Source organism: Escherichia sp. E14S1 (assembly GCF_004211995.1).
Lineage (GTDB): Bacteria > Pseudomonadota > Gammaproteobacteria > Enterobacterales > Enterobacteriaceae > Escherichia.
On the sequence record NZ_RHJQ01000006.1, the window covers coordinates 117763 to 138559 of the forward strand.

Annotated in this window: 19 protein-coding genes; 6 read left to right on the forward strand and 13 right to left on the reverse strand. The window is 43.1% G+C overall.

Going from position 1 to position 20797, the window contains the following annotated elements:
* Positions 1 to 960: a divergent polysaccharide deacetylase family protein gene (locus tag D9734_RS08120; protein WP_130206690.1), complete on the forward strand. Its 960-nt coding sequence runs from the start codon at positions 1 to 3 to the stop codon at positions 958 to 960.
* Here D9734_RS08120 and waaH read toward each other — a convergent pair.
* From waaH to kbl, 3 genes are all read right to left on the reverse strand, one after another.
* The gene (gene waaH, locus D9734_RS08125) at positions 947 to 1981 is read right to left on the reverse strand and encodes a UDP-glucuronate:LPS(HepIII) glycosyltransferase (RefSeq protein WP_130206691.1); all 1035 of its coding nucleotides are present in this window, start codon (positions 1979 to 1981) and stop codon (positions 947 to 949) included. The two genes, D9734_RS08120 and waaH, sit on opposite strands and share 14 nt — an antisense overlap.
* 413 nt (positions 1982 to 2394) lie before the next feature.
* A complete protein-coding gene (gene tdh, locus D9734_RS08130) occupies positions 2395 to 3420 on the reverse strand; it encodes an L-threonine 3-dehydrogenase (protein WP_130206693.1) in 1026 nt (341 codons plus the stop codon).
* A gap of 13 nt (positions 3421 to 3433) precedes the next feature.
* Entirely contained in the window at positions 3434 to 4630 is a 1197-nt protein-coding gene (kbl, locus tag D9734_RS08135) for a glycine C-acetyltransferase (protein WP_064526086.1), read from the reverse strand.
* Positions 4631 to 4843: 213 nt separating this feature from the next.
* Here kbl and rfaD point away from each other — a divergent pair, with 213 nt between their 5' ends.
* The 4 genes from rfaD to D9734_RS08155 all read left to right on the forward strand — a co-directional run bounded on the left by rfaD (position 4844) and on the right by D9734_RS08155 (position 9188).
* On the forward strand, positions 4844 to 5824 hold the full coding sequence (gene rfaD, locus D9734_RS08140; protein WP_000587766.1) for an ADP-glyceromanno-heptose 6-epimerase: 981 nt from the start codon (positions 4844 to 4846) through the stop codon (positions 5822 to 5824).
* A gap of 79 nt (positions 5825 to 5903) precedes the next feature.
* Positions 5904 to 6950, forward strand: a complete 1047-nt coding sequence (gene rfaF / locus D9734_RS08145) for an ADP-heptose--LPS heptosyltransferase RfaF (protein ID WP_130206695.1) — start codon at positions 5904 to 5906, stop codon at positions 6948 to 6950.
* A 3-nt stretch (positions 6951 to 6953) separates the two neighbouring features.
* The gene (gene rfaC / locus D9734_RS08150; RefSeq protein ID WP_130206697.1) at positions 6954 to 7913 is read left to right on the forward strand and encodes a lipopolysaccharide heptosyltransferase RfaC; all 960 of its coding nucleotides are present in this window, start codon (positions 6954 to 6956) and stop codon (positions 7911 to 7913) included.
* Between the two features lie 9 nt (positions 7914 to 7922).
* Positions 7923 to 9188 (forward strand): O-antigen ligase, encoded by a 1266-nt coding sequence (locus D9734_RS08155; protein WP_130206699.1) that lies wholly within the window; start codon positions 7923 to 7925, stop codon positions 9186 to 9188.
* Between the two features lie 25 nt (positions 9189 to 9213).
* On the opposite strand, the gene D9734_RS08160 is transcribed toward D9734_RS08155, so the two are convergent.
* The 10 genes from D9734_RS08160 to rfaQ all read right to left on the reverse strand — a co-directional run bounded on the left by D9734_RS08160 (position 9214) and on the right by rfaQ (position 19112).
* The gene (locus D9734_RS08160) at positions 9214 to 10287 is read right to left on the reverse strand and encodes a glycosyltransferase family 9 protein (RefSeq protein ID WP_130206701.1); all 1074 of its coding nucleotides are present in this window, start codon (positions 10285 to 10287) and stop codon (positions 9214 to 9216) included.
* A gap of 32 nt (positions 10288 to 10319) precedes the next feature.
* On the reverse strand, positions 10320 to 11171 hold the full coding sequence (waaZ, locus tag D9734_RS08165; RefSeq protein ID WP_130206703.1) for a 3-deoxy-D-manno-oct-2-ulosonate III transferase WaaZ: 852 nt from the start codon (positions 11169 to 11171) through the stop codon (positions 10320 to 10322).
* A gap of 73 nt (positions 11172 to 11244) precedes the next feature.
* On the reverse strand, positions 11245 to 11943 hold the full coding sequence (rfaY, locus tag D9734_RS08170; protein ID WP_130206705.1) for a lipopolysaccharide core heptose(II) kinase RfaY: 699 nt from the start codon (positions 11941 to 11943) through the stop codon (positions 11245 to 11247).
* A 17-nt stretch (positions 11944 to 11960) separates the two neighbouring features.
* On the reverse strand, positions 11961 to 12977 hold the full coding sequence (gene rfaJ / locus D9734_RS08175; protein ID WP_130206707.1) for a lipopolysaccharide 1,2-glucosyltransferase RfaJ: 1017 nt from the start codon (positions 12975 to 12977) through the stop codon (positions 11961 to 11963).
* Between the two features lie 39 nt (positions 12978 to 13016).
* The gene (gene waaO, locus D9734_RS08180) at positions 13017 to 14036 is read right to left on the reverse strand and encodes a lipopolysaccharide 3-alpha-galactosyltransferase (RefSeq protein ID WP_130206709.1); all 1020 of its coding nucleotides are present in this window, start codon (positions 14034 to 14036) and stop codon (positions 13017 to 13019) included.
* A complete protein-coding gene (gene waaB, locus D9734_RS08185; protein WP_130206711.1) occupies positions 14036 to 15115 on the reverse strand; it encodes a lipopolysaccharide 1,6-galactosyltransferase in 1080 nt (359 codons plus the stop codon). Before waaB ends, waaO begins: the two co-directional genes overlap by 1 nt.
* A 43-nt stretch (positions 15116 to 15158) precedes the next feature.
* The gene (rfaS, locus tag D9734_RS08190) at positions 15159 to 16094 is read right to left on the reverse strand and encodes an LPS core biosynthesis protein RfaS (RefSeq protein WP_130206715.1); all 936 of its coding nucleotides are present in this window, start codon (positions 16092 to 16094) and stop codon (positions 15159 to 15161) included.
* 36 nt (positions 16095 to 16130) lie between these two features.
* The gene (gene rfaP / locus D9734_RS08195; protein ID WP_130206717.1) at positions 16131 to 16928 is read right to left on the reverse strand and encodes a lipopolysaccharide core heptose(I) kinase RfaP; all 798 of its coding nucleotides are present in this window, start codon (positions 16926 to 16928) and stop codon (positions 16131 to 16133) included.
* On the reverse strand, positions 16921 to 18045 hold the full coding sequence (rfaG, locus tag D9734_RS08200) for a lipopolysaccharide glucosyltransferase I (RefSeq protein WP_130206719.1): 1125 nt from the start codon (positions 18043 to 18045) through the stop codon (positions 16921 to 16923). The genes rfaP and rfaG overlap by 8 nt, the downstream gene beginning before the upstream one ends.
* Positions 18042 to 19112 carry a lipopolysaccharide core heptosyltransferase RfaQ gene (gene rfaQ, locus D9734_RS08205; RefSeq protein WP_130206721.1) on the reverse strand — a complete coding sequence of 357 codons (1071 nt, stop codon included), beginning with the start codon at positions 19110 to 19112 and terminating at the stop codon, positions 18042 to 18044. Before rfaQ ends, rfaG begins: the two co-directional genes overlap by 4 nt.
* Before the next feature lie 405 nt (positions 19113 to 19517).
* Here rfaQ and waaA point away from each other — a divergent pair, with 405 nt between their 5' ends.
* Positions 19518 to 20795, forward strand: a complete 1278-nt coding sequence (gene waaA, locus D9734_RS08210) for a lipid IV(A) 3-deoxy-D-manno-octulosonic acid transferase (protein WP_130206723.1) — start codon at positions 19518 to 19520, stop codon at positions 20793 to 20795.
* Positions 20796 to 20797: the final 2 nt, after the last annotated feature.

The following is a 20797-nucleotide window of genomic DNA, read 5'->3' on the forward strand; positions in this document are numbered from 1 at the left end:
TTGTTTCCATTTCGTCGTAACGTTCTTGCATTTGCCGCTCTGTTAGCGCTTTCCTCCCCCGTACTTGCTGGCAAACTAGCCATTGTCATTGATGATTTTGGTTATCGCCCGCACAACGAAAACCAGGTGCTGGCGATGCCCTCCGCTATCTCCGTCGCCGTGTTACCCGACTCACCGCACGCCAGAGAGATGGCGACCAAAGCGCATAACAGCGGTCACGAGGTGTTGATCCATCTGCCAATGGCACCATTGAGTAAACAGCCGCTGGAGAAAAACACGCTGCGCCCGGAGATGAGCAGCGACGAAATTGAGCGCATTATTCGTAGTGCGGTCAATAACGTGCCCTATGCTGTGGGGATCAACAACCACATGGGCAGCAAGATGACCTCTAACCTGTTTGGTATGCAGAAAGTGATGCAGGCGCTGGCGCGTTACAATCTTTACTTCCTCGACAGCGTAACCATCGGTAATACCCAGGCGATGCGCGCCGCACAAGGCACTGGCGTGAAGGTTATTAAACGGAAGGTGTTCCTCGACGATTCGCAAAATGAAGCGGACATCCGTGTGCAGTTCAATCGCGCAATTGACCTGGCGCGTCGCAACGGTTCGACCATCGCCATCGGGCATCCTCACCCTTCAACGGTACGCGTGCTACAACAGATGGTTTATAACCTGCCGCCAGACATTACGCTGGTGAAAGCCAGCAGCTTGCTGAATGAACCGCAGGTCGATACGTCTACGCCACCGAAAAATACGGTGCCCAACGCGCCGCGTAATCCGTTCCATGGCGTGAAGCTGTGTAAACCGAAAAAACCGCTGGAACCCGTTTATGCGAATCGCTTCTTTGAAGTATTAAGCGAAAGCATCAGCCAGAGCACGCTGATCGTTTACTTCCAGCATCAGTGGCAAGGCTGGGGCAAACAGCCCGAAGCGGCGAAGTTTAACGCTAGCGCAAATTAAAGGCGCTACGCGTAATGCGATGGTGCGATCGTGTTTTGTCGCGCCATTGCCATAAGCGGAAAGACCACAGTAATGCCTGATAACCCACCTTTACGCTGCGGACATTAGTAATCAGGCGCTTATACATGCCGGAAGTAAATATCTCAGCAATCATCCGTTGGCGGATAAGAATATCTGGCTCTTTGCGCACCGCATGGCAAACACGCAATGCTTCGTAAGTTATTTGCTGATGAAATTCCGGATAAATTGTAATTTTGTCGGCATAATTTCGATTTAATTTCTCCAGCAGTCGGGTAATCTTAATATAGTGCCGTTGATAATTAAGGTTTTTATTCCCTTGTCTATTCAACCGACTCACTGACGTATTATGCAGATAATATTTATATAACGATTGCTCGGTATATCGCGCACGCAGCGCGTTAAACATAAATTCTGTTGTCCAGACAATATCCTGATGATGTAATCCGGCAATAAATTTAATGTTATTTTTTACAATAACATCGCGGCGATAAACGCCCATCCAGACAACGTGAGTCCAGCGGCGAGAAGAAAGTCCCATCCGCAGCCAGTCCGGGCCGGTTAATACGCCGGTTGAGCGTATGCGATCGGTGGGAATGGATTGCCAGGTTTCCCCCGTTTCACGAAAACACCAGTCAGCGTTGCACTGCGCCACGTCGAGATCGTCCTCTAACGCCATGGTCATCAGCGTTTCGTACATAGTGGGATAGACTTCATCATCAGCATCGACAAAAGCAACATATTTGCCCGTCGCTGCCTCGATCCCGCGATTACGCGCCACCGATGCGCCAGCATTCGCCTGATGCAGCAAGCGAACATGCGGATGTTTTTCTGCGTAATGCTTTGCTATTTCAACAGAATTATCCGTTGACCCATCGTTAATAATAATAATTTCCAGAGCAGTCCAGGTTTGCGCGATTAAAGATTCCATACAAGTGCGGAAATCATCGCCCGCATTATATAACGGGATAATAACACTTAGTTTATTAGTGCTGTTCATCATAAATTACCGACGACCTCTGAAGTTACCCTGACGTTTTACAGGCTTTGTATTAAGAAACTATTAAGCCTGTGAAATATTATTTTTACGGGTGAGAAAGTAACTTCAGGCTAGAGAGATAATGAGAGCAGAAATATAAGATAACAGCGCAATTACGATATCTTTATTACACTGACAGGATTTTACATATTTAACGGATTATCCTCAGGGAAAATGGCTGGAATTTTGGATTTTCAGATTGTAGACAAAGTGCGCTTTGTTTATGCCGGATCTAGCGTAAACGCTTTATCCGGCATACCAAATTGTGCAAATTTAATATGTTGCAGGAACCACGTAGGCCTGATAAGCCGTAGCGCATCAGGCAATTTTGTGTTTTCCATCAGCTTCAAGGGCTGGAATACCAGCCCTTGTTCGTGTTAATCCCAGCTCAGAATAACTTTCCCAGACTGGCCCGAACGCATGGCATCAAAGCCTTTCTGGAAATCGTCGATGGAGAAACGATGGGTAATGATTGGCGAGAGATCCAGACCAGACTGAATCAGCGCCGCCATCTTGTACCAGGTTTCAAACATCTCACGACCGTAAATACCTTTAATGAACAGTCCCTTAAAGATCACTTTTGTCCAGTCGATAGACATATCAGACGGCGGGATACCCAGCATCGCAATACGGCCACCGTGATTCATGGTGTCCAGCATCGTGCGGAACGCTGACGGCGCACCAGACATCTCCAGACCAACATCAAAGCCTTCAGTCATGCCCAGTTCTGCCATTACGTCGTTGAGATTCTCTTTCGCGACGTTAACCGCACGAGTGATGCCCATTTTGCGCGCCAGCCCCAGACGGTATTCGTTAACATCAGTGATCACCACGTTGCGTGCACCAACGTGTTTCGCTACCGCCGCGGCCATAATACCAATTGGGCCTGCACCAGAAACCAGAACATCTTCGCCGACCAGATCAAATGATAGCGCCGTATGCACCGCATTTCCGAACGGGTCAAAAATTGCGGCTAAGTCATCGGAGATATTGTCGGGGATTTTGAAGGCGTTGAATGCCGGGATCACCAGATATTCGGCGAAGCAGCCCGGGCGATTAACACCAACGCCTATCGTGTTGCGGCACAAATGGGTACGACCACCACGACAGTTGCGGCAATGACCACAGGTGATATGGCCTTCGCCAGAAACGCGATCGCCGATCTTGAAGCCTTTCACTTCCTGACCGATGCCAACCACCTCACCAACATATTCATGGCCTACAACCATCGGTACTGGGATGGTTTTTTGCGACCACTCATCCCAGTTATAGATGTGAACGTCAGTCCCGCAGATGGCTGTTTTACGGATTTTAATCAGCAGATCGTTATGTCCGAGTTCCGGTTCAGGAACGTCGGTCATCCAGATGCCCTCTTCCGCTTTCAGTTTGGATAACGCTTTCATCTCACATCCTCACTCAGGCGATTACGCCCAGTTGTTTACCAATACGCGTGAACGCTTCTACCGCACGCGTAATTTGCTCAGGGGTATGCGCCGCAGACATCTGGGTACGAATACGCGCCTGACCTTTCGGAACGACCGGATAGAAGAAACCGGTGACGTAAATGCCCTCTTTTTGCAGTTCACGGGCAAATTTTTGCGCCACTACAGCATCGCCAAGCATGACCGGAATAATGGCGTGATCAGCACCCGCCAGGGTAAAGCCCGCCGCCGACATCTGCTCACGGAACTGACGCGCGTTCGCCCACAGACGGTCACGAAGCTCACTGCCCGCTTCGACCATCTCCAGCACTTTAATGGAAGCAGCCACAATGGCAGGTGCCAGTGAGTTGGAGAACAGGTAAGGACGAGAACGCTGACGCAGCCACTCAACCACTTCTTTACGCGCTGCGGTGTAACCACCAGAAGCCCCGCCCAGTGCTTTACCCAGCGTGCCGGTGATGATATCGACACGGCCCATCACATCGCAGTATTCATGGGAGCCACGTCCGTTTTCACCGACAAAACCGACCGCATGAGAGTCATCAACCATCACCAAAGCGTCGTATTTATCCGCGAGATCGCAAACCCCTTTCAGGTTGGCAATTACGCCATCCATAGAGAACACACCATCGGTGGCGATTAACACATGGCGCGCCCCGGATTCACGCGCTTCTTTCAGGCACGCTTCCAGCTCTTGCATATTGTTGTTGGCATAGCGATAGCGTTTCGCTTTGCACAGCCGCACGCCGTCGATGATCGAGGCATGGTTCAGAGCATCGGAGATAATGGCGTCTTCCGCGCCCAGCAGCGTTTCAAACAGACCGCCGTTGGCATCAAAACAGGAAGAGTAGAGAATCGCATCTTCCATGCCGAGAAATGCTGCCAGTTTCTGCTCAAGCTCTTTATGGCTATCCTGGGTGCCGCAGATAAATCGCACCGAAGCCATGCCGAAACCGTGAGAATCCATTCCCGCTTTTGCCGCCGCAATCAGCTCCGGATGATTCGCCAGTCCGAGATAGTTATTGGCGCAAAAGTTTATGACGTGACTTCCATCAGCCACAGTGATGTCTGCTTGCTGCGCAGACGTAATAATGCGTTCTTCTTTAAACAACCCTTCCGCCCTTGCGGTTTCCAGATCGTTAGTTAACTGCTGATAAAATTCTCCACGCATTGCGGTTCTCCAGACAGGGCAATTTCCAGCACATATTACCCAAACTTATAGTTCGCGACGAGATGACGCGTTAACACTTCTGTAAAATTTAGAATAAATAACGTCCATCCCCCTCACTTTCGGCGAATGGCTGAAGCCAACGCCGTGTAGTGATATGATAGAAGCATTCGTGTCTGAGATTGTCTCTGACTCCATAATTCGAAGGTTACAGTTATGATCATCGTTACCGGCGGCGCGGGCTTTATCGGCAGCAACATCGTTAAGGCCCTGAATGATAAAGGCATCACCGATATTCTGGTGGTGGACAACCTGAAAGACGGCACCAAGTTTGTGAACCTGGTGGACCTGAACATCGCGGACTATATGGATAAGGAAGACTTCCTGATCCAGATTATGGCGGGTGAAGAGTTCGGCGATGTCGAAGCGATTTTCCACGAAGGCGCGTGCTCTTCCACTACCGAGTGGGACGGCAAGTATATGATGGATAACAACTATCAATACTCCAAAGAGCTGCTGCACTACTGTCTGGAGCGCGAAATCCCGTTCCTGTACGCCTCTTCCGCAGCCACTTACGGCGGTCGCACCTCCGACTTTATTGAATCCCGCGAATACGAAAAACCACTGAATGTCTACGGTTATTCGAAGTTCCTGTTTGATGAATATGTTCGTCAAATCCTGCCAGAAGCGAACTCGCAGATTGTTGGTTTCCGCTATTTCAACGTTTATGGACCGCGTGAAGGCCATAAAGGCAGCATGGCGAGCGTCGCTTTCCATCTCAACACCCAGCTTAACAACGGTGAGTCTCCGAAACTGTTCGAAGGTAGCGAGAACTTTAAACGCGACTTCGTCTACGTGGGCGACGTGGCTGATGTGAATCTGTGGTTCCTGGAAAATGGCGTTTCCGGCATCTTCAACCTCGGTACTGGCCGTGCGGAATCCTTCCAGGCAGTAGCAGATGCAACGCTTGCTTATCACAAGAAAGGTCAGATCGAATACATTCCGTTCCCGGATAAACTGAAAGGCCGCTACCAGGCGTTTACTCAGGCGGATCTGACTAATCTGCGCGCTGCGGGTTACGACAAACCGTTCAAAACTGTTGCTGAAGGTGTAACGGAATACATGGCCTGGCTGAATCGCGACATCAACGTAAATTCACAAAATCATTCGAGCGGTATCAAGGCGGCAACGAAGTGAATCTCCGGGAGCTTACAAAAGTAAGTGACCGGAGTGAACGCAGGCAGCCGCCGCAGAGACAGCTTGAAGGATGAAGTGAATGAAAATATTGGTGATCGGCCCGTCGTGGGTTGGCGACATGATGATGTCGCAAAGTCTCTATCGCACGCTCCAGGCGCGCTATCCCCAGGCGATAATCGACGTGATGGCACCGGCATGGTGCCGTCCATTATTATCGCGGATGCCGGAAGTTAACGAAGCTATCCCGATGCCTCTCGGTCACGGGGCGCTGGAAATCGGTGAACGCCGCAAACTGGGTCATAGTCTGCGTGAAAAGCGCTACGACCGCGCCTACGTCTTACCCAACTCCTTCAAATCCGCATTAGTGCCTTTCTTCGCGGGTATTCCTCATCGCACCGGCTGGCGCGGCGAGATGCGCTACGGTTTACTCAACGATGTACGTGTGCTCGATAAAGAAGCCTGGCCACTAATGGTGGAACGCTATGTGGCGCTGGCCTATGACAAAGGCGTAATGCGTACCGCACAAGATCTACCAAAACCGTTGTTATGGCCGCAATTGCAGGTGAGCGAAGGTGAAAAATCGTATGCCTGTAACCAATTTTCGCTCTCATCAGAACGTCCGATGATTGGCTTTTGCCCGGGTGCGGAGTTTGGCCCGGCGAAACGCTGGCCACACTACCACTATGCAGAGCTGGCAAAGCAGCTGATTGATGAAGGTTATCAGGTGGTTCTGTTTGGCTCTGCGAAAGATCATGAGGCGGGCAATGAGATTCTTGCCGCTTTGAATACCGAGCAGCAGGCATGGTGTCGGAACCTGGCGGGGGAAACACAGCTTGAGCAGGCAGTCATTTTGATTGCCGCCTGTAAAGCCATTGTCACTAACGATTCTGGCCTGATGCACGTTGCTGCGGCGCTCAATCGTCCACTGGTTGCTCTGTATGGGCCGAGCAGTCCGGACTTTACGCCGCCGCTTTCCCACAAAGCGCGCGTGATCCGCCTGATTACCGGCTATCACAAAGTGCGTAAAGGTGACGCTGCAGAGGGTTATCATCAGAGCTTGATCGACATTACTCCCCAGCACGTGTTGGAAGAACTCAACGCGCTATTGTTACAAGAGGAAGCCTGACGGATGCGGGTTCTGATCGTTAAAACATCGTCGATGGGCGATGTTCTCCATACGCTGCCCGCACTCACCGATGCCCAGCAGGCAATCCCGGGGATTAAGTTTGATTGGGTGGTGGAAGAGGGATTCGCGCAAATTCCGTCCTGGCACGCCGCCGTTGAGCGGGTTATTCCGGTGGCGATACGACGCTGGCGTAAAGCCTGGTTCTCGGCCCCCATAAAAGCGGAACGGAAAGCGTTTCGTGAAGTCCTTCAAGCGGAAAACTATGACGCAATTATCGACGCCCAGGGGCTGGTAAAAAGCGCAGCGCTGGTGACACGTTTAGCACATGGCGTTAAACATGGAATGGACTGGCAAACCGCTCGCGAGCCTTTAGCCAGCCTGTTTTACAATCGCAAACATCATATTGCGAAACAGCAGCATGCTGTAGAACGTACCCGTGAACTGTTTGCAAAAAGCCTTGGGTATAGCAAACCGCAGGCCCAGGGCGATTATGCTATTGCGCAGCATTTCCTGACAAATCCACTACCGGATGCTGGGGAGTATGCTGTATTCCTTCATGCGACCACCCGCGATGATAAACACTGGCCGGAAGAGCACTGGCGAGAATTAATTGGTTTACTGGCAGGTTCAGGGATTCGAATTAAACTACCGTGGGGAGCGCCGCATGAAGAAGAGCGGGCAAAAAGGCTGGCGGAAGGCTTTGATTATGTCGACGTACTGCCGAAGATGACTCTGGAAGGCGTTGCCCGTGTGCTGGCTGGAGCTAAATTTGTTGTGTCAGTCGATACAGGATTAAGCCATTTAACTGCGGCACTCGATAAACCCAATATCACAGTTTATGGGCCGACAGACCCGGGATTAATTGGCGGTTATGGGAAGAATCAGGTAGTTTGCATGGCACCGGGGAAAAGTTTAATTAATCTCAACGGTCAAGCAGTTTTGGAAAAATTATCATCATTATAAAGGTAAAACATGCCAACCTTCATTAAATTTCACTCATGGAAACCTTACACTCTGAAATCATCTGTGATTCTAGAGATAATGACTTATATATTATGTTTTTTTTCATTGATAATTGCATTCATCGATAACACTTTCAGCATAAAGATATATAATATCACTGCTATAGTTTGCTTGTTATCACTAATTTTACGTGGCAGACAAGGAAATTATAATATAAAAAACCTTATCCTTCCACTTTCTATATTTTTTATAGGATTGCTTGATTTAATTTGGTATTCTGTGTTTAAAGTAGACAACTCTCCATTTCGTGCTACTTACCACAGTTATTTAAATACTGCCAAAATATTTATATTTGGATCTTTTATTGTTTTTTTAGCACTAACTAGCCAGCTAAAAACAAAAAAAGAAAGTGTGTTATACATTTTATATTCCCTGTCATTTATAATTGCTGCATATGCAATTTATACTAATAGCATTCATGAATATGACCGCATTTCTTTTGGTATAGGAGCGGCAACAGGAGCAGCATATTCAACAATGCTAATAGGGATAGTTAGTGGTGTTGCAATTCTTTATACTAAAAAAAACCATCCTTTTTTATTTTTATTAAATAGTTGCGCGGTACTTTATGTTCTGGCACTGACACAAACCAGAGCAACTCTACTCCTTTTCCCTGTAATTTGTGCTGTTGCACTAATTACATATTACAACAAATCCCCAAAAAAATTCACTTCCGCTATTGTTCTTCTAATTGCTATATTGGCCAGTGTTGTAATTATATTTAATAAACCAATTCAATATCGCTATAACGAAGCATTAAATGATTTAAACAGTTATACCAATGCTAATAGCGTGACTTCCTTAGGTGCAAGACTGGCAATGTACGAAATTGGTTTTGATTTATTCAAAGAATCGCCCTTTTCATTTAGATCTGCAGAGTCGCGCGCTGAAAGTATGAATTTGTTAGTCGCAGAAAACAATAGACTAAGAGGGGCATTGGATTTTGCTAACGTACACCTACATAATGAGATAATTGAAGCAGGGTCACTGAAAGGTCTGATGGGGATTTTTTCCACCCTTTTCCTCTATTTTTCACTATTTTATACAGTATATAAAAAACGCGCATTGGGTTTGTTGATATTAACGCTCGGCATTGTGGGGATCGGACTCAGTGATGTGATCATATGGGCACGCAGCATTCCAATTATCGTTATATCCGCGATAGTCCTCTTACTCGTTATTAATAATCGTAACAATACTATTAATCAAGAATAGACAAGTTTAAGAAGTGAGTTAAAACTCACTTCTTATCTATGCAACTTAATCTCTTTACTGAATCAGTTAAAGTTTCAGTATCGATATCTTTTATCGTAAATGTTGGAGATACTATTTGTATAGATTGATGATTATTCGGGGCCCAAATTAAATGTGAGGGATATTCCGGAGTACGTGAATTAGGATAAAATGCAAGCGTTGGTTTATGATAAGCCGCAGCGATATGAACAAGAGCTGTATCAACAGAAATGACAAAATCACTATACCGGGTCAACGCAACAGTATAAATAAACTCGTCAAATGGTAGTGTTTCAATTTCAGGTATTGGTATTGTCAATAAATCTTGCGGTAACCCGGTAAATATCACTCGATAATTTTCAAACTGTGCTTTCACTTCTTGATATATGATTTTTATTTGCTCAAACGTAAGTCGGCATATTTTTTTTGCACCTAATGGGTTAATGATGATTATTCTTGTATTTCCAATAAAATCTTTTATTTTATTTTCAACATCTACAGGTAAATGCAAGTCGTAGTCGGTGGAAAATTCACCCTCACCATAAATATGCTTCAGTATTTCTGTTGCTCGTGTACTCATATGTTCTTTTAAACATTCATCGTGGGGATGGTAAAATGAATAGTAACGCTTATACCATTGATCAAACCCCAGAATGTAAGAATCTTTTAAACTTGATAATATTAAACTATGCTTAAATGAGGGCATTGTTTCAAAGGGATCTAATACAATATCGAACTGTAAATCCCGCAGATGCTTACATAGAGTAAGCATTTTAAGGGAACCCGTCGATTCTTTGATACAGAACTCAAATATATTTTTATTATTAGAGAGAAACTCCCCACCCTTTCTATTTGTGAGGATGGTTATTTTAACTCCTTTACTATAAAGCTCACGATAAATCGAACTTAATACAATTAGATCACCGAGTTTATTATTATCATGAATGATTAGGCATGATTTAATTTGTGCTGGTTCTGTAACTTGGTTATTGATTTTCTTACGAAATAAAAAAGAAAGGAAATTAATTTTGATTTTGTTTATATAAAATCTTTTCTTTTTGTGAAAAGTTCCTAAACGCATTTTTATACCATATTATTTTAGTTTCAGGATGACTAATTAGCATAAGAATCAGTTGAAGCTTTATATTGCATTTTTTTTCTTGTCTTATCTTTTGCCTCTTCCGTACTGATATCTTGAAGTTTAATAAATGGAATTACATCGTAAGAAATAGCCGTATCATCTGATAAACTATAAATATTAATATCTTTTACATTATCACGCATAAAACGGAAAAATGGCAAGATTTTGAATAAATCCCTACTTAATTCCGAGGGCATGGGATTCTTATTTTCATCATAGAAACGCGAACAGCTACCCGTTAAATCCAGACCGGAACAAATAATCCGTGCATACTTAAGTGAATATGCTATTTGAATTGCAGCAAAGGCAATAGTATGGCATGAGCAATAACCAAGACTAATGTCCTTGCAAAATCCAACCAGACGACCTTTTTTAGACAACGGTACAGAGATCAGCAGTTCTTTGTGAATCTGGCTCAAAATATTAAATTTAATCTTCTTTATAAAACCGCCTTTTTCTCGGCGGTAAAAGGATCGTAATACGAAGCAGTTCTGGAGGATATAAAGTTTATCTTCTTTGGAAGCGTGTTCATAAACGTCAACGTTTACTATGGTATAAAGACTTCTCTGGCTAAATTTATAAAAATCATCACGACGCTGATGTAAAAAGCGGACATCTGTAAGTACATATATAAAAGGAACGATATTATTACTTAACAGATATTGCGCAGAACCATTGACAGCAATAATATCCTTTGTTCGCAATACAGACAAAGGTGTTTTTTGCGATGTAGGGCCAGAAAGAAAAATAATAACATCATCAGATGTTTTATTTTCAATCAGGTTTTCAACATCTTTTTTGTCAATGTATCTAATATTCTTCATGATAAACCTGTGAAATAAATAACTCCGCTTAAAACTGTCCTGGTGAAGACACGCAATTTTGGATATTTCTATTTTAGCGCGCTGGTTTCCCTTTCAAACGCCGCATAAAATTGCGCATTTTTTTACGATATACTAAAAGATAATAGCCTAGATCTTTAATCTCATTTTTAATACCGTAATGACGCTCTAAGTCAATACGATCTTTCGCTTTACGCTGCGCTGAAGCACGTTTTCCGGAGAGATCAATAATTCGAACCTCACCATTTTTTATAATGAAGTTACCACGATGGGGGTCGCCAGAAACCATGCCATGTTGATGTAAGGAATTAATTGATTGCTGAATTTTATTTTTTAGCACATCATCAATATCGGGCATATCACACAACTCTATGCCATCAATATACTCGATGATCATGATATAAGTATGGACAAATCGTAAGGTTTTGCGTTCAGCCAATAAATAAAAGTCATTGAGTGTATTTAACCCTTCATTTCGTACTTTTTGGGTTTGCTCAAAAAGGCGTTCGTAATAATCACCTTTTAACAGAGACTTAAAGAAACGTTCGTTACGCTTAACTTTCGGAGAAAAAACCTTAAGAATCAATTTACCGTAATCGGTATCAATAAGCATAACTTTTGTATCATCAATAGAACGAAAAACCTTGATGATATTTATATTATAAGACAAGAAGTCATTTAATACATTGAGATACTTTGAATTGTTTTCATCGGTAAAAACAACCAAGTCTTTGATCTTGCTCTTCTGAATCATAATAACCCAGTTAAATGTTATTTACGGTAATATTTTCGGCAAAGATAACAGACTCCTGCTATAATTCCTGAGATATAATTATGCTGCACTAAAAGGTGTTTATATCTTTTTTTAAATTCAATAATTGATTTTGCATCTCGTGGAGAGTCATCTTTCCATGGTGAATTTTCTAAAGCTATTTTATAGTATTTTACCGATGGATAAATTGCCCATTTGTGCCACGGTTTAGTTGCACCTGTATAATGAATAAGCAGAGTGCTTTCTGTAATCAGCTTTTTATAGTTTTGATGTTTTTTGTCTTTTAATTCACTTTTAATTGTATAAATTGTATTGTACTCACGAGGCAAAAATATTGTCATCCCTTTCAGTAAGATATTCATAACATCCTGATCAGGGTATTTATAAACATTATCTTTACTCATAAGAATAGACAACGCTTTTTCTGTTAGTTTTGCGTCAGCCCATTTTTTTAAATCTAAATAAACGACGCCGGAATTAAAGTACTGCCCAAGTAATTCAGGATCAGACAACCTGGATACCGCCTTTTCCTGCATTGGCTCAACATCTTTAACAACAGCAGCGACCGCTCCGTTTAAATCCAGATGCAATAGTTGGCTAATATCGCCTTTACAAACAACATCTGCATCAAGATAAAGCAAACGATCAAGCGTTAAACCCAATAATTGAAATGCAAATAAACGGAAGTACATTGCTCTTGACCAGACCTGTGTACAAGGCAAGCACTGGAGCTTATCAGTGTTAATTCTATATAGCGTGATTCTTAATTGGTATTGCTCTGCAAGCTTTGCGACTTTTTGAAAAAAAACATCATTATAAACGTCAGCAATAATATAAAAATCAAGATTAATATGTCGATTGTTTAGGACAATTGATGTGATGGAAACACCTACACCATCAAGATAATTAGCATCGACACCATAGGCAACATTTAAACATTCAGAAGTATTTATATTAACTAGCCGATAATCCCAGGCTTTAACTTTATCTATCTCTATGGCAGGAAATGAGTCCACAATGCTACCCTTATATCATTACTTTATAGTTTCCCAGTTTTAATGCTTTATCTTTTCAATAAAATAAAAAAGATAATTGCTAAATCCTTTTAGATATCTATGCTTTTTAAGCATATGTTTTGCGCTATATCTTAATTGATTGCTATTGTTCGGTTTCAGCAACGCCGTGCTCTTCCATGGCGAAGCATTTTTTGCCTCCATAAAGGCTTGTGATACAGGATAATCCCAGGCCCAATCATGCCAGGGCTTGGTTGGACCGATATAGTGGATAAAAATAGTATCGTTGGTTACTGGGTTTGTAAAACTTTCTTTGAGTTGATAGTTTAAGCTAAACTGGGTGTTATATTTTATATCAGCAAAAATAAGTCTGTCTGCCAGCAACATATTTAATACATCCTGATCAGGATGTGTTATTTTTTTGACTATTTCTGGATCATTTAGCATTGCTATGGCTCGTGCAGAAACCTGCTGAGCCGCCCATTGGTCAGTATTAATCAATAAAAAACCGGAGTTAAAGTAACCTTTAGCAATTCCCGCAACACCTAACGAATGGGCGCGTTTTTCCCACCACTTAGCTTGCCCTTCTGTAACAACCATTGCGACTTTATTGTCAGGAAATGAGAAATTAATTAGTGGCTCAATAGTCCCCTGACAAATGATATCTGCATCCAGATAAAGGACTTTAGACGTCTTATTAATAAAGTAATCTGCAATAACAAAGCGAAAATATATTGCATGAGTCCAGTTCTTAGTGCTAGGCAATGAGCGGAGTCGATCAGCATTAATCAGATATATTTTAATTCTGGTTTTATACTGCAGCGCCAGGGCATCAAAATACTTACGATCATCATCACCAAAATAGTCAGTAAAAATATGGAAACACAATCGACTTCCTTCATTATACTTTAATATTGAAGCAATCGAAATTCCGCAACCAAATAGAAAATTTCTGTCAGTCCCATAAGCGATATCCAGACAAAGATTTTCTGTTTCTACTTTATGATTATAATCAATAACTGAATTAAGAAACTCAGTTTCCTGGAAAAACACCTGCTGCATTATTTCCTCCGGGAAATAGCAGAAATAATTATCTTATGTAATCTATCGTAATACTTCGATTGGTAAAATTTATCGATCGACGCAGGAATTGTTTCATGTTCGATATAAATTTCACCTGCTATATATTTATTGAGAAGCGTTACAAAACCAGCAATATCTCCCGATTGATACAGATGACCATTAACATCAGGTTGAATAATGTCAGCAGGCCCGGAGACACAATCGGCGCTGATGCAAGGAATTCCCCATGACAAGGCTTCAAGTAGGGTCATTGGGAAACCTTCAAAAGATGACGTGAGCAATAACGCACTCACTTTTTTAATATCTTGCTGGACCAATTCCCAGGGATGTTGTTGCCAACCATACCAGACAATTCGATCATCAATATTTAATTCTCTACCATAAGCCTGGCATTTTTCGAAATCGGAACCATCACCCAATACATGGAGTTTCCAGTTACCTTGCGCTTGTGATAAGCCATCAAGGAGATCTTTAACCCGCTTCTGGCCCTCGAATTTCATACGCCCAACATAAATGAACGTTGCCGTTTCGCCTTCCTCAGGCGCAGGAATGACTGTGTCTTTAGCTTCGACTGGATTAAAAATAACATTTATCGTCGATTCTGCTACACCCCGATTAATCATTTGCTGTTTAATGCCAGAGCTGATTGCTAAATGATAGTCGGCACAGGTGATATATGCAGCATGTTTTTTGTGATCTAAAGAAAAATGTGGCCATGAAAATACTGGCACATCAACTCCCGATTTTTTACGAGCTTTGGCCGCATACAAACACGAGATCACGTCAATACAAATAACAACATCTGGCTGATAATCCTGAAGCCATTTGCTTAACGCATGAATATGTTTCGCGCGACGCAAAAAACCTAAGCGAATATTGGAAAATGAACACGAGTACTTAATACCGTCCAGCCATCCCTTATCCATTTTATCATTACGACAAAAGAAAAACATTTCACTATGGATATGTTGTTTCCTGAATGTAGTAATAACATCACGAATGACTGTTTCCATGCCGCCAAATCCAGAAACAGCTTCGCCGATAAATGCTATTTTCATTGAAACTCTCATTAATTGAGTAAAGCTCACTGTTTTAATGATTTTATTTTTCTATAAAATCAGAAACAATTGTTGACATCATTTTATCAGGGCTGAATTTATATAAGCTATCATAATCCATTGGTTTAACAGATGAGTTAATAAAATACTCTAACTTATCCCAATCATCATGACCTATTATAAAAAAGCGAGACTCACTATAGATTTCTGAACCAAGTATATTTATATTATTAGTAATTAATTTTTTATTGAAAAATAGTGCCTCAAGTATACGAAGAGTCCAGCCAGATTGGTTTTCTTTAGTTATATCAACAATTATATTAGCATTTAATGTTCTTCTAATATTCTCTTCATACGGTATTTGTTCTTCAATCAAATACTTTGAAGTCGGAGATGATGTTTTATCTTTGACAACATTAAAATCTAACTTACATCCTAGTGTTGTTAATCTATCGGCTAATTCATTAATTATTTGAAGACGTCCTTTATCACGACCAAGAAAAAAACATATTGGCTGACTGTTATTTTTGTCAGATAAACTATAATTTCTAATTTCATCCATTCCTATAGGAAAAAATTGTTCTATTGCCTTGGTCTTTTCATTCCCTATAAATCTATGCTCAAAATCATAGATAATATCAAAATAATTAGTGTTATCAAAAATAAAATCTTCGCTGACAGTATTTCTTAGAAGCAAAACTTTATGACAGTTAATGTTTTTTAATATTTGTTTATTGATACCTTTATTAATAACACTGTCATTAAAGATAATTATGTCATCTTTTCTGATATCATTGAGGTAATGCTTGATGAATAATCGCCCCAGCCATGCATTATCCATCCCTAATTTCGAAATTTTCTTATTAACCCAGTTGTATTTTTTTGGTGTTGTTATATTTTTTATCTTGTACTTTTTTTTCAGGTACTGGATCATTCTTAATTCATAATCTGCAATCCAGTTTATAAAATAAATAGTCATAATGAAGTTAGTTCCAGTACATACTGATAAATATTTTTATAATCCTTTGCGTTGTGTTCGCTCTTTAATATGCTCGGCCTTAACACTTGCCATGTTCAATAAATTCCGTTCAAGAGATAATATCTTTCGTAAAGGCATCCCAAAATAAACCTTCATAAATCGCCAGATATCTCTCTGCGTCAGCCCAATATTCATTGATGAGAAATACAAACCAATCAGGTCTTTATCGCGCCAACGACGCGGTACTTTTGCACGTATCTGTGCCCGATGCAGATCGATAACCGAAATTTTTAATTCATCTTCCCGGCCAGTAAATGGCAAATGAAGTAAAAAGTGGCAAATGTAGCAGTCACGGTGATTTATCCCTGCGGCGTGCATTTTACGCACCATGGTTGCCACTCGTGTAATCAGCATACGCTTTACACGTATATCAGGCGGGTTGACTGCCCAATCAGCACAATAATCTTCAAGGCTAATCGTGGGAGTGAGATCTTCGGTAATAATAAATGATGTACGGGTTAATGGGTTTAAACCTTTCTCACCAAACCCAATGCCCTTCATTGTATCAACGCCAACATCACTCAGGCGATGAATAGCGTGCCACTCTCTGTCTGCGCCCAAAACGGGCATCCGTAATGAGAGTAGATTTTTTACAATCTCTTTTAATGTCGTCCCCTTGTGCCATTTAAGAAAATAGCTTTTCCCGGACAGCTCAAAGCGTAATGTGCGACGCGTCTCGAGTTCACGAAAGACCTCGCCGTTCAGTTCTTTGACTTCTGCAAAAACATCTTTACCACGCCAAAGTGTGGCAAGCGGCTCTTTTAATTCAACCATCTAAACCACCTGTAATGATATCTGCGGCTTTCTCTGGCAGGCTATACAAATCCTGAGTATCGGCATAATGGCGAGCATTCTCCGCCCAGGCCATTCGTAATGGAGACTGAGTTAACGCTTTACGTAAAACCTCATTTAATTGTTCCTGGGAGAAAGGTTCAGCAATGACCGTTCCACAATTGGCATCTGCAATATAATGCGCATACCCACATACTGCAGTTGTTAAAACAGGTAATCCAGCAGTGATCGCTTCAAGAAGAACGATACCCGCGGCTTCCTGATAAGCGGGATGCAGTAATAAATCAGCGGCTGCCATTAATTCTGACACATCATTGCGACCGGAGAAGAAATGCACATTGCTCCGCACGCCGAGTTTTTCTGCCAACGCTTCAAATTTCCGCGGTTTATCCTGACCAACAACAAATAAAAGCGTATTGTGACGTAATGATTCCGGTAACGATGCCAAAGCTTCAATTGAGCGATCAACACCTTTACGACCAAAATCTGATCCAACCTGCAGTAATAAGTTTTGTTGCTCTTTTATGCCATTTTTCTGGCGATAAATTTCACGACTGTTTGGGATTTGCTCGCTGTATTTTCTGTCCGGATAAATACCGGGAGGAAGAATTTGAAAACGTTCAGATTCAGTTTGATAATGCTTCTGGAAATCGGCGATTTGCTTATCGGTCAGCATCATAAGTTTCGTCGATTTACCCTGCTCGAAAGTCGCTCGCTCAAATGCGGCATAATGGCGATATCGTGATGTTAAACGATATAAAAAACCTTTTTCTTGCGCAACTTTCTCGGCGTAACAAACATCAGCGGCAAAATAAACATCCAGACCTGGCATCTTATTAAACCCAACAACGCGATCAGCGGGATGCTCTTTGAGATGATTTTGTACCCAGGCATAATATTCTGCATTGCGTCCATGGTTGGTATGGGACTTAACTGGCACCTGAATAAGCTCAAATGCTTTTGGGCAATCACCTTCCCATGACTGCGTATAGACTCGAACATGGTGGCCCCGTGCGGCAACTGTTGATGCAATGCGCATAAAGTCACGTTGAAGCCCACCAAATGGAAAATATTTATATAAACAAAACGCCACGATCATAATTGTGTATTCCTGTCAGCTGATGGGGCATCTTCTGGCAACAGCTTTTCCGTAGCGGCGATCACATCTTCCGCTGGAATAACAGAAAGATATTTTTTGTTGCGGTCAAGTTCATGCCGGGTCGGCATTTTCTGATAATTCCCCGCCCAGAATTGAATAATATTCTCGGTCCATGGGCGCCAGAATACATGATCAGTGGCCCCAAAGAGGCTAATAACTGGCGTCTTCACCGCCGCCGCAATATGCCCCGGCGCAGAATCCACACCAATAAAAAGCACTGCATGATCAATTAACGCGCCTAGTTCAGGAAAACGTGTTTTACCTGCAAGGCCAGTAATGGGTTTTGTTTCGCAACCTCGTGCAATCTCATCTACACAAGCGAGATCATCTGCCGAAGGCCCACAGGTCAGGACAACCTGATACCCTCGCTGTTGCAGCGCATCGATAACCTTAGAAAATTTATCGTTATCCCAGCACTTAAATATCTGACGCGCTGTCGGCTGGATGACAACATAATGATCTTTTACGCCCAGGGCATCTAATTCCTGGCGCATCTTCTTCCAGCAATCTTCGGCGTAACTCATTGTTGTGTCAGTGTAGAAATCGGTAATACCTAATGGCTCAAGGACCGATAAATTACGCTCAACAATATGTGTGCCGTGTATTGGCGCTAAGTGTGTGAAGCTTTTTTTCCAAATGCCATGCTGCCGATGACCATAAAGTTGCGATATTTTCATCCGTGCGGGTAAAAAACGTACCAGCAGCGCCACCATCCACTGATCCGTAAGATTAATGACCAGGTCATAATTATTCGCACGCAGAGTTTTTATCAACGAAAGCACATTTTTAATTTTATCGAATGTTCCCGCACCTTTATTGCTTATCCCGTAGAGCGCATTAATTTCCGGGTTTTCAGACAAAATAGGGATGGTATCCTGATAAAGCAGCATATCGATTTTTGCATCAGGATAATTCTGCTTGAGCGTACTGATGACAGGAGTAGTTAATAACATATCTCCATGATATCGCATCTTTATGACCAGAATTTTTCGAAATGGCTTTTCCACTAGCGACTCTTTTGTGTGATTGTCTGATTAAGTTAAGCAGAAAAAAAGCACGCTACCGCCCCAGGCTCAACAGCTACCTGAATACTGATAACGCACTTACTTGACGTGCTAGTGTATCATTTCTTTCGCAGCAATCCGACCCGAATGATTTTTATACACGAAATATGTTTTAATCATAGAAATCAAACAGATAAAAAATAGCATGTCGATAATGTCGGTACGGCCAATGTAGAGTTGAAAATGGGGCCGAGTTTCAATGATTCGCATAAAAATACAAAAAAAATGAAGATGTAGCGGCAGATCAGACCAAACTGAAGCTATTTAAGTCAAAAACGGGAAAAGTAATGGTAAAGCCACCGTTAAATACATAGAATCCCCAGCACATCCATAAGTCAGCTATTTATTATGCTCGAATTGCTTTACACCGCCCTTCTCTACCTTATTCAGCCGCTAATCTGGATACGGCTCTGGGTGCGCGGACGTAAGGCTCCGGCCTATCGAAAACGCTGGGGTGAACGTTACGGTTTTTACCGCCATCCGCTAACACCAGGCGGCATTATGCTGCACTCCGTCTCCGTCGGTGAAACCCTGGCGGCAATCCCGTTGGTGCGCGCGCTGCGTCATCGCTATCCTGATTTACCAATCACAGTCACGACTATGACGCCGACTGGTTCGGAGCGCGTACAATCGGCTTTTGGAAAAGATGTTCAGCACGTCTATCTGCCTTACGATCTGCCCGATGCGCTCAACCGTTTCCTGAATAAAGTCGACCCAAAACTGGTGTTGATTATGGAAACCGAACTATGGCCTAACCTGATTGCGGCGCTACATAAACGTAAAATTCCACTGGTTATCGCTAATGCGCGACTCTCTGCACGCTCTGCCGCAGGTTACGCCAAACTGGGTAAATTTGTTCGTCGCTTGCTCCGCCGTATTACGCTGATTGCTGCGCAAAATGAAGAAGATGCTGCGCGCTTTGTGACACTGGGTGCAAAAAATAATCAGGTGACCGTTACCGGTAGCCTGAAATTCGATATTTCAGTGACGCCACAGTTGGCCGCTAAAGCAGTAACACTGCGCCGCCAGTGGGCGCCGCATCGTCCGGTATGGATTGCCACCAGCACTCATGATGGCGAAGAGAGCGTAGTGATTGCCGCCCATCAGGCGCTGTTACAACAGTTCCCGAATTTATTGCTCATCCTGGTACCCCGTCATCCGGAACGCTTCCCGGATGCGATTAACCTTGTCCGCCAGGCTGGACTAAGCTATATCACACGCTCCTCAGGGGAAGTCCCCTCCACCAGCACGCAGGTTGTGGTTGGCGATACGATGGGCGAACTGATGTTGCTGTACGGTATTGCCGATCTCGCGTTTGTTGGCGGTTCACTGGTTGAACGCGGTGGGCATAATCCGCTGGAGGCCGCCGCACACGCTATCCCGGTGTTGATGGGGCCGCATACCTTTAACTTTAAAGACATTTGCGCGCGGCTGGAGCAGGCAAGCGGGCTGATTACCGTCACCGATGCCACGTCGCTGGCGAAAGAGGTTTCCTCTTTACTCACCGACGCCGATTACCGTAGTTTCTATGGCCGTCATGCCGTTGAAGTGCTGTATCAAAACCAGGGCGCGCTACAGCGTCTGCTTCAACTGCTGGAACCTTACCTGCCACCGAAAACGCATTGAGG